This window comes from Gelidibacter gilvus, from assembly GCF_004115975.1.
Classification (GTDB): domain Bacteria; phylum Bacteroidota; class Bacteroidia; order Flavobacteriales; family Flavobacteriaceae; genus Gelidibacter; species Gelidibacter gilvus.
In genome coordinates this window covers 125,508-139,058 of the sequence record NZ_SDDZ01000001.1, presented here as the reverse complement: position 1 = coordinate 139,058, position 13,551 = coordinate 125,508, and the positions used below count along the sequence as shown (strand labels likewise).

Here is a 13,551-nt window from a genome sequence, read left to right as displayed (position 1 = left end):
GGTTCGCAGCGGGTTCTTCGCAAGGTGAATTATCATCGCGACCTTTGCTATTCTCCTTGTGTCCTTTACGGTTAATTCGTTATCACATTCAATGCAGTCTCCAACTCCGCTTTGGCATTAATAACATCTAACATGGCCTGTAAATATTGTTGTTGTGCTGAGTATAATTGCGTTTGTGCTTGGCGCAAATCAAAGCTTGAAGAAATACCTTCAAAAAATTTTGTTTCATTTTTTGCTTCAATACGCTCGGCAAGTTTTAAGTTCTGCTTTTTATTGTCATAATCTTCTATAGCGAATAGGTAATCGCTTTTTGCGGCGGCAATCTCAAATTGAATGTTCTGTTCTTTTTCAATAAGATCAGTTTTTGCTTTTTCCAAATTTATCTGTGCGCGTTGTGTTGATGCACTTCGCATTCCCGAACTGAAAATTGGGATGTTAAGACTGACACCAAACAAGGAGGATCCAAACCACTTTTGATCTTTGTCCATAAAAGTAAATTCATCAGTAAATGCTGAATAGCCGCCATTTATGAAACTGGTCAGCGTGGGCAACGCCTTGCTTTTTTCTAATTTTAATAAAAGTTCCTTGGAAACTTTATCATTTTCTGCAATTTGATAATCAATAGTGTTTTCAACATTAACTTCTGCATCCAACAGACCTAGAGAAATGTTTTCTTGCGTTAATCGCTCCAAATCATCAGTTAAAATTGTCGGCCAGTTTATTTCCAAACCGAGGGTCATATTGAGCATTTGGTAAGCCAATGTTTTCATTCGGCTCGCGTTTTTTAAATTGCTTTCAATACCAGTGAGGGTAATTTGTAGCTGCTCTACGCTTTCTTCTTCTGCCAATCCGTTTTCAAATATTTTTGTGGTTTCGCTGAGGTTTTTTTGAAGCACTTTTAAATTGCGCTCTAAAATTTCAACAGTTTCTCCAGCTAACAATACATTTCCGTAGGCATTGATAACTGCTTTTCTGACTTCCAATTCCGTTTTAGTATTAGCGTTCTGAGAAATCTCCAAAAAGACCTTAGCCGATTGTAAGCCGACAAGATAAGAACCATCAAAAATTTGTTGACTTAAAGTTGCGGTGGCGTTGATGTTTTGTTTGGTCCCAAAAATAACTTCGGCGAATTCTCCTGGATTCCCACCAAAAAACTCAGCCGGAAGAACTTGAACCTGTTGTTTTAAAAAGTTTTGATAATCAACTGAAGCATTTATTTGAGGCAAACCACTTGCCGTTGTTTCCCATTTTTGTGCCTTTGCAGCTTCAATGTCCCGTTGGGAGTTGATGGCCCTTCTATTATTGACAAGTGCAAAATCAATAGCTTCCTGTAAGCTGAAAGTTTTTGGTGTCTCCTGTGAGAATGCAAGAAAAGGGGACAGAATGAATAAAAGTATATAAAACTTGTTTGTCATAGGACTATATTTGATTGTTGATGGTTTTTGAGAGTACTTCCAGACCTTTTGGGGTGCAAATGCCCCTAACGTGATATTCAAGGTAAAGATTCATTAAGGAGGTCATGGAAAAATTTTTCAAGGGAAACAGTTGCTTGTCTTTTAGTGCCATTATAGAGGTGAAATATATTTTTGAAATAAATTCAATTTCCAGATTGCTCCTATAAAGTCCAAGAGCAATTCCCCGTTTCAAATTATCAGCAACACAATCTTCCATCAAACGGTATTGTTTTGACCTTAAGGAATTGAATATTTTAGGATAAAATTTTTGTAATTGATGGTAAGGCGATGATTTTTCATTTTTTAAATGCTCCATCACAAGCTGTTTTATGTCGTAAATTTCTTCAATAGGATCTTTTTGTAACTGACAAATGCAATCGATGCCATGAGAAATAAGCTCAAACATTTCTAATGTTGAGGACTCCACCAATTTGGTCTTATTTTCAAAATGAACGTAGATGGTTTTCTTAGAGATGCCTAATTCATTAGCAATATCGTCCATAGTAACACTCTTGAAACCAAGTGTCAAAAACAATTCCGTAGCTCTATTTATAATTTTTTCTCGCATAATCGGTTGCAAAAGTACAACAGGAAACTTTAAAAACAAAAATAGTTTCCAAAGTTTAATAAAACTTTAAAATGGATGTTAGGTTTGCATTACTCATGCTATTTCCCTTATTTTTGTCCTATGCAAAAAATTTCGTTCTACCACACTGCTTTTGTTGCCTATTTAGAAGAAAATATCCGATCAAAAGAACCTGCTTCTTTATATGATCCTATACTTTATATCTTAGGATTGGGAGGTAAGCGCCTGCGGCCAATTTTAACCTTAATGACTGCAGAAGCTTTTGATGATGATTACAAAAATGCGCTTGATGCCGCTTTAAGTATCGAAATTTTCCATAATTTTTCTTTGATCCATGATGATATTATGGATGCGGCCCCCTTGCGTCGCGGCCAACCGACAGTACATGAAAAATGGGATATCAATACTGGGATTTTATCGGGAGATGCCATGCTGATTTTGGCCTATCAGCTTTTTGAGCGGTATGACGCCACGACCTTTCAGGATTTGGCAAAATTGTTCAGTAAAACTGCTTTGGAGGTTTGTGAAGGGCAACAATATGATATGGATTTTGAAAATCGTGATGATGTTTCTGTAGAGGAATATCTCAAAATGATAGAATTCAAAACAGCGGTATTGGTAGGTGCAGCCATGAAAATGGGCGCCATAGTGGCTTCGGCATCAAAAGGGGATCAAGACTATATTTATGAATTTGGACGATTATTGGGCATAGCCTTCCAGCTTCAGGACGACTATTTGGATGCGTTTGGTGATCCGGAAACCTTTGGGAAGCAGGTTGGTGGTGATATTATTGAAAACAAGAAAACTTTTTTATTCATTAAAGCCTTAGAGTTCTCTAACGATGACGATAAGTTACAACTACAACATCTGTTCGCGATCAATCCGACAGATCCCGCAGATAAAATTGAAACTATAAAGCAACTTTTCCAATCGAGTGGCTCGGCAGATGCAACCCGCAACGAAATTGAAAATTATACGAAAAAGGCATTTGCAGTGCTGCATGAACTTTCTATTCCAGAAAACAAGAAGGAAGTGTTAAGAGCATTTGGCAATGATTTAATGAATAGAAGAGTATAAGGTTCAATGGAAAAACTGAAAACGTTTGAAGAATTGGTTGATGAAGCCAATAAATGGGAGCTTTATGGTAAACTTGTGGAGCAGCTCAATAAAGATTTGGCATTGGCAAATGTGGATCTAGAATTTGATTCCGAAGTTTTACCTACAAGTTTGAAGTTACTTTTGCACGAAGAAGTGCATCGTCTCATTCAGCATAAATTTATGGATTATCTCAACCTATTATATATAGTTGATGTATCCGAAGAAAAAATAAAACAATTGGATGGTAATGATACCCTACAGTTGTCAGAAAATGTCATGTTTTTAATTCTCAAACGGGAATGGCAAAAAGTGTATTATAGGAATAAGTTCAGTTCCTAAGACTCTCCGTAGGGTAAGTTCTTCCTTCATTATAAAGAAAAATGGTTCAAGTCTTCTCAGGAAGATTTGGGCATTTTACTTAAAAATAAACCCTTACAAAAGGTGCCCAAGGATCGGCATAGATACTTTTCTCTTTATCATATAACACATCGTATCTAATTCCAACCGCAACATTTTGCGATCTAAAGGCCGCGCCTAAAAACAGACCGGGATACCAGTAGTTCTCGTTTGCAATGTTGTATCGGTCGTCCCACTTCCGGTTGACGTTGAGCTCTTCAAATTCCGCCGACAGTTGAATTTCTTTTATGGGATTGAACAAACCTATCAGACTTCCTCCAAAAACTGTTGATTTATAAAAATCTTTACGCTTGTTGTAGGTACCGTTGAGTCCGACACCTAAAGCAAATTGCTCGTTAAATTCGTAAATGGCACTTGGAGCCAATGTTCCACTGAAAAAACCATCGCCAAAACTCAACCCGATTCCACCTCCAAAGCGAACATGACTCCAGAAATCTGGAGAAGATTGCCTCGCATTTATTTGCGCCAATCCGCTTAAGCTTAATGATATCATAATTACGCAAGAAAACAGGGTTTTATTTAGTGAGAATCGCATAAATTTGGTATTTTGTTTATTGATACAGTTATATCATATAAATATACTAAAAGCAATTCTTATTTTACTAAAAGTTGTATTTTTGAATAAAATTTGAAAACATCTGAACGTTTTACAAAATGATGGATAAATATTCCTTTTTAAATGCCGCTCACTCAGCTTTTTTTGCTGAATTATACGATCAATATTTACAATACCCAGATTCCGTTGAGCCGAGCTGGAGAGCCTTTTTTCAAGGCTTTGACTTTGGTTCCGAAAACAGCGAAGTTGCCAATGTTGCCAATGTTGCCAATGTTGCCAATGTTGATGGTGTTGACTGTATTTCGCCAGAAATTCCTGATCATCTGCACAAGGAATTCAACGTCATCAGACTGATTGATGGGTATAGAAACCGAGGTCATTTGTTTACAAAAACCAATCCGGTTAGAGAGCGAAGAAAATATGAGCCTACTTTGGCGCTTGAAAATTTTGGACTTTTAAAAGAAGATCTCAAAACTGTTTTTTCCGCGGGAGATGTTTTAGGGATTGGCCCACAGACTTTAGAAAGTATTGTGGACCACCTAGAAAAAATCTATTGTTCCTCCATTGGTTTGGAATATATGTACATCAGAAACCCGAAGGAAATTGAATGGATCCAGAAAAAACTGAACATCAATGATAACCAGCCTAAATTTTCTTCTGACCAGAAAAAACATATCCTTAGCAAACTGAACGAAGCGGTTACTTTTGAAAGCTTTTTGCATACCAAGTATGTTGGTCAAAAACGTTTTTCATTGGAAGGTGGCGAATCTTTAATTCCGGCCCTAGATGCACTCATTGAGAGTGCTGCTGAAATTGGCGTGAAGGAATTTGTTATGGGAATGGCACATAGAGGCCGTTTGAGTACACTGATCAATATTTTCGGAAAATCGGCTAAAGATATCTTTAGTGAATTTGATGGAAAGGATTACGAACAGGAAATATTTGATGGAGATGTCAAGTATCACTTAGGATGGACTAGCGATAGAGAATCTAAAGGTGGAAAGAAAATAAACTTGAACATTGCGCCAAATCCTTCTCACTTGGAGACTGTAGGTGCAGTGGTTGAAGGTATTGCAAGAGCCAAGCAAGATGATAAATATGTTGATGATCCTTCGCAGGTTTTACCTATAATTGTTCATGGAGATGCTGCTATTGCTGGACAAGGCTTGGTTTATGAAGTGATTCAAATGGTAAATTTGGACGGTTATAAGACCAATGGTACCATACATATAGTGATCAATAACCAAATTGGGTTTACTACTAATTATCTTGATGCCCGTTCAAGTACTTACTGTACTGATGTTGCCAAGGTAACCTTATCTCCAGTATTGCACGTTAACGCTGATGATGTTGAAGCCGTAGTGCATGCGATGCTTTTTGCATTAGACTTTAGAATGACCTTTAAGCGTGACGTATTTATTGATCTTTTAGGATACAGAAAATATGGGCATAATGAAGGTGATGAACCACGTTTTACGCAACCAAAATTATATAAAGCCATTTCAAAGCATGAAAATCCTAGAGAGATTTATGCTGGTATTCTTATAAAAGAAGGTATTGTTGATAAGGATTACGTCAAAAATCTTGAAGAAGCTTATAAGGCGTCTTTGGAAGAAGAATTAGAGGTTTCACGTAAGCAAGAAAAGACCGTAATTACGCCATTTATGCAAGATGAATGGACAGGTTACGACTATGCTGACGTTAATATGATGATGCAGGATGTTGATACCACATTTTCTAAAGAAAAATTATCAAAGATTGCCGATGTCATTTCAACCTTACCAAAAGATAAAAAATTCATACGTAAAATTGAACGGCTTATTCAGTCCAGAAAAACCATGTTTGATGAAAACAAGTTGGATTGGGCAATGGCTGAACATTTGGCTTACGGAACACTTTTACAAGAAGGTCATGACATTCGCATATCAGGCCAGGATGTTGAACGCGGGACGTTCTCACATCGTCATGCCGTTATAAAAGTGGAAGACAGTGAAGAAGAAATTCTACTTTTAAACCAGATCGCAGACGATCAAGGTAAATTCTATATTTACAATTCATTGCTTTCTGAATATGGAGTTGTAGGTTTTGATTATGGTTATGCCATGGCAAGTCCTAATACACTGACCATTTGGGAGGCACAATTTGGAGATTTCGGTAACGGTGCACAGATTATGGTAGATCAATATATCTCTGCTGCAGAAGATAAATGGAAACTACAAAATGGATTGGTCATGTTATTGCCACATGGTTATGAAGGCCAAGGTGCTGAACACTCCTCAGGACGTATGGAGCGTTTTTTACAACTTTGTGCAAGTGACAATATGTTTGTTGCAGATTGTACAACTCCTGCAAACCTTTACCATTTGTTAAGAAGACAAATGAAAACAAACTTTAGAAAACCGTTAATTATATTTACTCCAAAGAGTTTATTAAGACATCCTTTAGTCATCTCAACCGTAGACGAATTTGCAAACGGAAGTTTCCAAATGGTCATTGATGATGAGAAAGCTGAGGTTGATAAAGTGAAAACTTTGGTCTTTTTGACGGGGAAATTTTATTATGATCTTTTAGAAGTGAGAGAGGAGCAAAAAAGAGAGGATGTTGCATTGGTGAGAATAGAGCAATTATTTCCTTTGCCTGCAAAACAGATGAGAGACCTCATGAAAAAATATAAAAATGCCGATGATATCGTGTGGGCACAAGAAGAACCTCGCAATATGGGAGCTTACAGCTTTATGATGATGCATTTTGAAGAGTCCAAATCGTTTAGAATTGCTTCGCGACGCGCTTATGGTGCCCCAGCCGCAGGAAGTGCAACACGTTCTAAACGTCGTCATAAACAAGTGATTGATTATGTGTTTGACAAAACAAAGAACAACCAACGATAAATAGAAATAATACTAAAATATAGAATACGATGATTTTAGAAATGAAAGTTCCTTCACCAGGAGAGTCCATTACAGAAGTAGAAATTGCAGAATGGTTAGTTGCTGATGGTGACTATGTAGAAAAAGATCAAGCCATTGCTGAAGTAGATAGCGACAAAGCTACCTTGGAGCTTCCAGCAGAAGCCAGTGGAATTATTACCTTGAAGGCTGAAGTAGGAGATGCAGTTGCCGTGGGTGCGGTGGTATGTCTGATTGACACATCTGCCGAAAAACCAGCAGGTGATTCAGACGCTAAGTCAGAAAGCAAAGGTGATGAAGGCTCTGGTGACAAAAATGTTGAGAAAGAACTTTCCAAAGAGCAAAAGGAAACGCCTAAAAAGGAAGAATCCAAAAAAGCACCTAGCCCAGACCAAACAACATATGCTACTGGTGCAGCTAGTCCTGCAGCCAAAAAAGTATTGGCAGAAAAAAACATGTCGGCTTCAGATGTTAGCGGTACAGGAAAAGATGGCCGTGTCACTAAGGATGATGCTGTAAAAGCAACCCCTTCAATGGGTACGCCAACAGGAGGAAGCCGTGGTGTTTCTCGTTCAAGATTGTCTATGTTGCGCCGTAAGGTTGCAGAACGCTTGGTAGCTTCCAAAAACGAAACAGCAATGTTGACGACCTTTAATGAGGTAGATATGACCGCAATTTTCAAATTGCGAGAAGAATACAAAGAAACCTTCAAAAGCAAGCACGGAGTTGGATTGGGCTTTATGAGTTTCTTTACTTTGGCAGCAGTTAGAGCTTTAAAGGAATATCCAGCGGTCAACTCCATGATTGATGGTCAGGAAATGGTCAGCTATGATTTTTGTGATATCAGTATTGCCGTTTCAGGCCCAAGAGGTTTGATGGTTCCGGTGATTAGAAATGCTGAAAATCTTTCCTTTAGAGGTGTGGAAAACGAAGTAAAACGATTGGCAATCAGAGCCCGTGACGGACAGCTTACTGTAGATGAAATGACCGGTGGTACCTTTACTATTTCCAATGGAGGTGTTTTTGGTAGTATGTTGTCTACACCAATTATCAATCCGCCGCAAAGTGCGATTTTAGGAATGCATAATATTGTGGAACGTCCTGTAGCCATTGACGGTCACGTTGAGATTAGACCAATCATGTTCTTGGCAGTATCTTATGACCATAGAATTATTGATGGTAAAGAAAGTGTCGGTTTCTTAGTAGCAATCAAAGAAGCTCTAGAAAACCCGATCGAGCTCTTAATGGATAATGACATTAAGAGAACCTTGGAATTGTAAGTAAAAACAAGAATTTATAAAATAAAAAAGGGCAACTTATTTAATTAAGTTGCCCTTTTTTTGACCAACTAACAATTAAAAGAAATTAACAAGAATATTTGCAGTTATAATCAATATTGCGCTCGATATCAATCCTATGATTAGTAAACGATTGCCACTTTTGAAATTATCTTTCATGATTTTCATAAGTTTTTTAGAGATTTAGGTTGTTTCTATTAGCTTACTTGAGTATGTGTCTTGCCCTAAATAGGGGATCAATCAAATAGTACTGTAAATTTCACTAATAATATGATGTCAAACAATACGTAGTTCTACGTATTTTTTAATGAGATTTGGTTATGAAGCAATAAAGCCCTGAACCAATAAAGATCCAGAGCCTTATGAATAATTCCCCTAAGAATTAATAGCACTGTAAATTTCGACAATTATGTAATGCCAAACAATACGTAGTTCTACGTATATTTTGAGTGATTATGTACTTTTTTCTTAAAATAAAGGCATAATCCAATAAAATGACTGCGGATTTGAGACTTCTTTAATGAACTTTTGAAATAAAACATCCCACGATGCTACTCGTAGGAATGGCTGTAATGAAAGAAGAAATTAAAATGGGAGCAAAAAAAGAAATGAAAGATTGAAAATATTCTTCATACTATTTCCCTTTTGAAAAAGCTCTGGATTATTGACAATCTAGAGTTTTTTCATTCTCCTAAAGAGAATTGATTAATAGCATTGTAAAGATGGCTATAATCTTAATACCAAACAATACGTAGAACTACGTATTTAAATCAAGAAATTCCTCGTTTTCTTTGGCAAAGAGTGCTAAACTCCCTCCTTTGGACTCTAACTCCAATTTTCTAATGATATGGCTTTTGTGTTTTTCGACCGTTCTACTAGAAATGAAAAGAATGCTACCGATTTCTTTGGCTGTTTTATTTAAGGCAATATGTTTTAATACTTCAATTTCAGTTGGAGTTAGTAGCTGTAATTCTTTTGGCGGTTCAGGAATTTCTAAATACTCAATCAGTTCCGGACTAAAATAGGATTTTCCGTCCAATACAGCTGCTATACAATTTTCAATCTCAACAAGTGCGAATTCTTTAAGTACATAGCCGTAGATTTCGAGAGCTTTTGCTTGCTTATAAATGGCTTCGTCCTTTTCAAAAGTAATAAGGATGATTTTTGTAGAAAGATTTAAATCCTTACACTTTTCTGCGATTTCCAGACCACTTAAAAATGGCATTTGTATATCTAAGATGGCAATTTCTGGCTTCTTGGATATAACCATATCTAAAGCTTCCTTGCCATTAACGGCACTTCCAATGAGGTTGTAATCTTTTTCCTTTAAAAAATCGGTGAGACCTTTAAGGATAAGAGGATGATCATCTGCTATAATGATAGACGCTGCCATTAATGATAATTAATTAGGGATTTAAAGGTAGCTATTTTTTATTAAAAAGCGGGAATATCATTACAATTTCAAATACAAATAGCGTTTGTCATAATCGATAATGGCCTTGGATTTCTTTAAAATGTCGGCACCTATAATGCCGTCTACTGGTTTTGAATTATAGTTAAGAAGTGCCGTATTGACATGGGTTAAATTGAAAAGCACGAGAGGCACCTTATCCTTCTTCCACTTTCCTATTTTAAGCTTATTTTTTTTGGAAACCTGGGTGAGCATATCAGTTGCACCAGCACCTGCAGCTTTAATTTCAGAATCTTTAGCGGTTAGGTTAAAGGTTTCAATGGCTTCAAAACCTACGCAAGAATTAGATGCACCAGTGTCTAAAATAAACAAGCCCTTGACGCCATTTAGGGTCGCTTTGATTTCGAAATGGTTTGTTTTGGTCAGTTTTAATTTGACTTTAATATATCCTTTTTCTAAAAGAAAATCCTGAAGTGGCATGTCAATACTATTAATCATCTAAATTATTGGTTTTTCGTTTTCTATGCCATAAAAATAGGACAATTACCAATGACAATATCCTAATCCAATAATAATGTGAAAGTATTTTTGGCATATGGAAATCAGCATGCGTGTGATGCAGGTTGTAATCTTTATCTTCAGACTAAAGTTTTTTTGGAACAAAACTTTTGGGCGAAGAATAATGATTAAAACCGAAGAGACGTTTGAAAGTGCATCGGTTTTAAAAGCCATTTTTGAAAACGTAGAAGCTGATGAAAGCGCGCAGAATCTTCCAAAAACCTTATAATAATAAGACCATATTTTCGCAACGATTTCTTTTAACACTATAGGTGTTAATTGGTGTTATTTGCAAAAGAACTTATACTTTTGCAGCATGATTGTTACAGATACACACACCCATTTATATAGTAGTGCTTTTGACGAAGACCGAAAAGCAATGATGGAGCGCGCCATAAAAGCGAATGTGACGCGTTTTTTTATTCCTGCCATAGATTCAACTTACACAAAAGCCATGCTTCAGTTGGAAGCCGATTTCCCAGATTATGTTCATTTGATGACGGGCTTGCATCCCACTTCAGTCAAGGAAAATTATAAAGCCGAATTGAGCCACGTTGAAGAGCTGCTTTCTCAAAGAAAGTTTATCGCTATTGGAGAAATCGGTATCGATTTGTATTGGGACAAAAGCACCTTAAATATCCAGCAAGAGGCTTTCAAACATCAAATACGCCTTGCAAAACAGTACCAATTGCCCATCGTGATCCATGGTAGGGATGCTTTTGATGAAATCTTTGCGGTTCTGGAAACTGAAAGATCTGAGGATCTATTTGGTATCTTCCATTGCTTTACTGGCGATTTAGAACAGGCAAAACGTGCGATCTCGTTCAATATGAAATTGGGTATTGGTGGCGTGGTCACTTTTAAAAATGGTGGCGTCGACAAATTTTTGAATCAAATTGATTTAGAACATATTGTTTTAGAAACAGACTCTCCTTATTTAGCGCCAACACCATTCAGAGGCAAGCGCAATGAAAGTGCCTACATTATAATGGTACTTGAAAAACTATCTGAACTCTACGGACTATCCCAGGAGAAAATTGCCGAAATTACAACTGAAAATTCTAAAGCCATCTTTAAAGTATAATTATGTCCAACCAACAACCCAACATTTTATTAATATATACCGGCGGAACCATTGGCATGATCAAAGATGCTGATACTGGCGCTCTCAAAGCTTTTGACTTTAGTAATTTGCTGAAGCAAATCCCAGAATTGAAATTATTGGATTGCGAAATCAGAACTATTTCTTTTCAAGAACCGATTGATTCCTCTAATATGAATCCGGAGTATTGGGTTCAAATTGCTGAAATTATTGAGCTCAATTATGAGTCTTTTGATGGTTTTGTAGTTTTGCACGGGAGTGATACCATGAGCTATACCGCATCTGCGTTGAGTTTTATGTTAGAAAATTTAGCCAAACCAGTCATTTTAACTGGATCTCAATTGCCCATCGGGGATTTACGTACAGATGCCAAGGAAAACCTCATTACATCCATTCAAATGGCATCCTTGCGCCATCATGGCAAACCAGTAATTAAGGAAGTGGGACTTTATTTTGAATATAAACTCTATCGAGGCAATAGAACCACAAAAATCAATGCAGAACATTTTGAGGCCTTCGAATCCTTAAATTATCCTGATTTAGCAGAATCAGGAGTGCATTTAAAAGTGTCAAAGGAGCATCTTTTCAAACCAAATGTCCGTAAAAAATTCACGGTTCATAAGAAACTTGAAAATAATATCGCATTAATTAAGTTGTTTCCGGGGATTTCAAAATCGGTTTTAGAGTGCATGTTTTCCTCTCCTCATATTAAAGGAATCATCATAGAAACTTATGGCGCAGGAAATACAACTACAGAAAATTGGTTTATTGAGCTGATCAAGCAAACGATAAAAAAAGGAATTCCTGTGATAAATGTAACGCAATGTTCTGGCGGAAGTGTCATTATGGGGCAGTATGAAACCAGTTCCCAACTCAAGAATATAGGTGTTATTTCAGGAAAAGACATCACAACAGAGGCTGCCGTGACCAAATTGATGTATATGTTGGGAGAGAAAATTTCTGCTAAAACGTTCAAAACCATCTTTGAAACCTCTTTAAGAGGGGAAATGTTTTAAAATTAACGAATAAAATTTTTTACGCCAATATTTTTTTTCGTTATTTGGCAAAGCAATTAAGCTATAAGTTTTAGAGAGGTGGCCGAGTGGTCGAAGGCGCACGCCTGGAAAGTGTGTACACCTCAAAAGGGTGTCGAGGGTTCGAATCCCTTCCTCTCTGCAATTTAATTTTGAGATGATAATTTTTCTTTTTTATTAAAGTCAAACTATTTAATTGAAATTCATTTTGCAATCCATGGGTGAGATAAACGGTTGGAAACAATATTAAATCTGATAGACTCTCCCTTATTTTTATTTTTTAATTGCAATTTTTTTATATCTTTAACACTTTAACTAATAAAATTAAGATCAGAACAATGAAAAGACTATTTTCTACCCTAGCCATTGCAGGAATCATGGCTTTCGGAACTGTAAGTGCAAATAACTATGCGGCTACAGCGTCAATGGCAACTACAACTGTTGCAACAGTAACACAAGAAGACACTTCGGCTCAGGCTGGAGAAGAGGATCTTGGGTTTCATCAAGAATTAAAGAAACGTTTTATTGAAGGTGGCCCAGGCTTTATGGGTATTGTATTGCTTTGTTTAATTTTAGGACTAGCTATCGCCATTGAAAGAATTATCTTTTTAAACTTATCAACTACCAATACTAAAAAATTAGTACAGAATGTAGAAGATGCTTTACAATCAGGTGGTATCGAAGCTGCAAAAGAAGTTTGTAGAAATACAAAAGGACCTGTTGCCTCTATTTATTACCAAGGATTGGATAGGGCTGATGAAGATTTGGATGCTGCTGAAAAAGCTGTTATTGCTTACGGTGGTGTACAAATGGGTCAGTTGGAGAAAAACGTGTCTTGGATTTCATTGTTCATCGCATTGGCGCCAATGCTTGGTTTCATGGGTACAGTAATTGGTATGATCCAAGCCTTTGATAAAATTGAAGCTGCTGGAGATATGCAACCTTCACTTGTTGCAGGTGGTATTAAAGTAGCACTTTTAACAACGGTATTTGGTCTTATCGTAGCTATTATTCTTCAAGTTTTTTACAATTACATCATCGCTAAGATTGATAGCATTGTAAATGATATGGAAGATGCATCTATCACGTTGATGGATATGCTAGTGAGATACAAAAGATAAACCGCACAAT

Annotated in this window: 12 protein-coding genes and 1 tRNA gene; 8 read left to right on the top strand and 5 right to left on the bottom strand. The window is 36.8% G+C overall.

The genetic code is table 11. The annotated features are described in order from the left end of the window. Positions 1-71: 71 nt before the first annotated feature. Together ESZ48_RS00610 and ESZ48_RS00605 are read right to left on the bottom strand one after the other, a co-directional pair. Positions 72-1,415, bottom strand: coding sequence for a TolC family protein (locus ESZ48_RS00610; RefSeq protein WP_129015374.1), 1,344 nt, complete (start codon positions 1,413-1,415; stop codon positions 72-74). Positions 1,416-1,419: 4 nt separating this feature from the next. Further along, complete coding sequence (locus ESZ48_RS00605; protein WP_129015373.1) at positions 1,420-2,022, bottom strand: TetR/AcrR family transcriptional regulator; 603 nt, start codon at positions 2,020-2,022, stop codon at positions 1,420-1,422. A 120-nt stretch (positions 2,023-2,142) separates the two neighbouring features. On the opposite strand from ESZ48_RS00605, the gene ESZ48_RS00600 reads away from it, so the two are divergent. Beyond that, the gene (locus ESZ48_RS00600; RefSeq protein WP_129015372.1) at positions 2,143-3,117 is read left to right on the top strand and encodes a polyprenyl synthetase family protein; all 975 of its coding nucleotides are present in this window, start codon (positions 2,143-2,145) and stop codon (positions 3,115-3,117) included. A 6-nt stretch (positions 3,118-3,123) separates the two neighbouring features. Then, positions 3,124-3,477 (top strand): hypothetical protein, encoded by a 354-nt coding sequence (locus ESZ48_RS00595; protein ID WP_129015371.1) that lies wholly within the window; start codon positions 3,124-3,126, stop codon positions 3,475-3,477. A gap of 79 nt (positions 3,478-3,556) precedes the next feature. Here the strand turns inward: ESZ48_RS00595 and ESZ48_RS00590 are convergent, their stop codons facing one another. Further along, positions 3,557-4,048, bottom strand: coding sequence for an alpha-ketoglutarate decarboxylase (locus tag ESZ48_RS00590; RefSeq protein WP_129015370.1), 492 nt, complete (start codon positions 4,046-4,048; stop codon positions 3,557-3,559). 164 nt (positions 4,049-4,212) lie between these two features. Between ESZ48_RS00590 and ESZ48_RS00585 the strand changes: the two genes are divergently transcribed. Both ESZ48_RS00585 and odhB read left to right on the top strand, forming a co-directional pair. Continuing rightward, on the top strand, positions 4,213-6,999 hold the full coding sequence (locus ESZ48_RS00585; RefSeq protein WP_129016028.1) for a 2-oxoglutarate dehydrogenase E1 component: 2,787 nt from the start codon (positions 4,213-4,215) through the stop codon (positions 6,997-6,999). 29 nt (positions 7,000-7,028) lie between these two features. Further along, positions 7,029-8,297 (top strand): 2-oxoglutarate dehydrogenase complex dihydrolipoyllysine-residue succinyltransferase, encoded by a 1,269-nt coding sequence (gene odhB / locus ESZ48_RS00580; RefSeq protein WP_129015369.1) that lies wholly within the window; start codon positions 7,029-7,031, stop codon positions 8,295-8,297. 775 nt (positions 8,298-9,072) lie between these two features. On the opposite strand, the gene ESZ48_RS00575 is transcribed toward odhB, so the two are convergent. Both ESZ48_RS00575 and ESZ48_RS00570 read right to left on the bottom strand, forming a co-directional pair. Continuing rightward, entirely contained in the window at positions 9,073-9,708 is a 636-nt protein-coding gene (locus ESZ48_RS00575) for a response regulator transcription factor (RefSeq protein ID WP_129015368.1), read from the bottom strand. A gap of 60 nt (positions 9,709-9,768) precedes the next feature. Then, positions 9,769-10,224 carry a retropepsin-like aspartic protease gene (locus ESZ48_RS00570; RefSeq protein WP_129015367.1) on the bottom strand — a complete coding sequence of 152 codons (456 nt, stop codon included), beginning with the start codon at positions 10,222-10,224 and terminating at the stop codon, positions 9,769-9,771. A gap of 376 nt (positions 10,225-10,600) precedes the next feature. Here ESZ48_RS00570 and ESZ48_RS00565 point away from each other — a divergent pair, with 376 nt between their 5' ends. The 4 genes from ESZ48_RS00565 to ESZ48_RS00550 all read left to right on the top strand — a co-directional run bounded on the left by ESZ48_RS00565 (position 10,601) and on the right by ESZ48_RS00550 (position 13,541). Further along, positions 10,601-11,368 (top strand): TatD family hydrolase, encoded by a 768-nt coding sequence (locus ESZ48_RS00565; RefSeq protein WP_129015366.1) that lies wholly within the window; start codon positions 10,601-10,603, stop codon positions 11,366-11,368. Positions 11,369-11,370: 2 nt separating this feature from the next. Beyond that, a complete protein-coding gene (locus ESZ48_RS00560) occupies positions 11,371-12,402 on the top strand; it encodes an asparaginase (RefSeq protein WP_129015365.1) in 1,032 nt (343 codons plus the stop codon). A 72-nt stretch (positions 12,403-12,474) separates the two neighbouring features. After that, positions 12,475-12,562, top strand: a tRNA-Ser gene (locus tag ESZ48_RS00555). A gap of 196 nt (positions 12,563-12,758) precedes the next feature. Next, positions 12,759-13,541 (top strand): MotA/TolQ/ExbB proton channel family protein, encoded by a 783-nt coding sequence (locus ESZ48_RS00550; RefSeq protein WP_129015364.1) that lies wholly within the window; start codon positions 12,759-12,761, stop codon positions 13,539-13,541. Positions 13,542-13,551: the final 10 nt, after the last annotated feature.

Excerpts from the sequence above, each read along its gene's own strand:
- ESZ48_RS00610 (WP_129015374.1), bottom strand. The coding sequence starts at position 1,415 with ATGACAAACAAGTTTTATATACTTTTATTCATTCTGTCCCCTTTTCTT.
- ESZ48_RS00605 (WP_129015373.1), bottom strand. The coding sequence starts at position 2,022 with ATGCGAGAAAAAATTATAAATAGAGCTACGGAATTGTTTTTGACACTT.
- ESZ48_RS00600 (WP_129015372.1), top strand. The coding sequence starts at position 2,143 with ATGCAAAAAATTTCGTTCTACCACACTGCTTTTGTTGCCTATTTAGAA.
- ESZ48_RS00595 (WP_129015371.1), top strand. The coding sequence starts at position 3,124 with ATGGAAAAACTGAAAACGTTTGAAGAATTGGTTGATGAAGCCAATAAA.
- ESZ48_RS00590 (WP_129015370.1), bottom strand. The coding sequence starts at position 4,048 with ATGATATCATTAAGCTTAAGCGGATTGGCGCAAATAAATGCGAGGCAA.
- ESZ48_RS00585 (WP_129016028.1), top strand. The coding sequence starts at position 4,213 with ATGGATAAATATTCCTTTTTAAATGCCGCTCACTCAGCTTTTTTTGCT.
- odhB (WP_129015369.1), top strand. The coding sequence starts at position 7,029 with ATGATTTTAGAAATGAAAGTTCCTTCACCAGGAGAGTCCATTACAGAA.
- ESZ48_RS00575 (WP_129015368.1), bottom strand. The coding sequence starts at position 9,708 with ATGGCAGCGTCTATCATTATAGCAGATGATCATCCTCTTATCCTTAAA.
- ESZ48_RS00570 (WP_129015367.1), bottom strand. The coding sequence starts at position 10,224 with ATGATTAATAGTATTGACATGCCACTTCAGGATTTTCTTTTAGAAAAA.
- ESZ48_RS00565 (WP_129015366.1), top strand. The coding sequence starts at position 10,601 with ATGATTGTTACAGATACACACACCCATTTATATAGTAGTGCTTTTGAC.
- ESZ48_RS00560 (WP_129015365.1), top strand. The coding sequence starts at position 11,371 with ATGTCCAACCAACAACCCAACATTTTATTAATATATACCGGCGGAACC.
- ESZ48_RS00550 (WP_129015364.1), top strand. The coding sequence starts at position 12,759 with ATGAAAAGACTATTTTCTACCCTAGCCATTGCAGGAATCATGGCTTTC.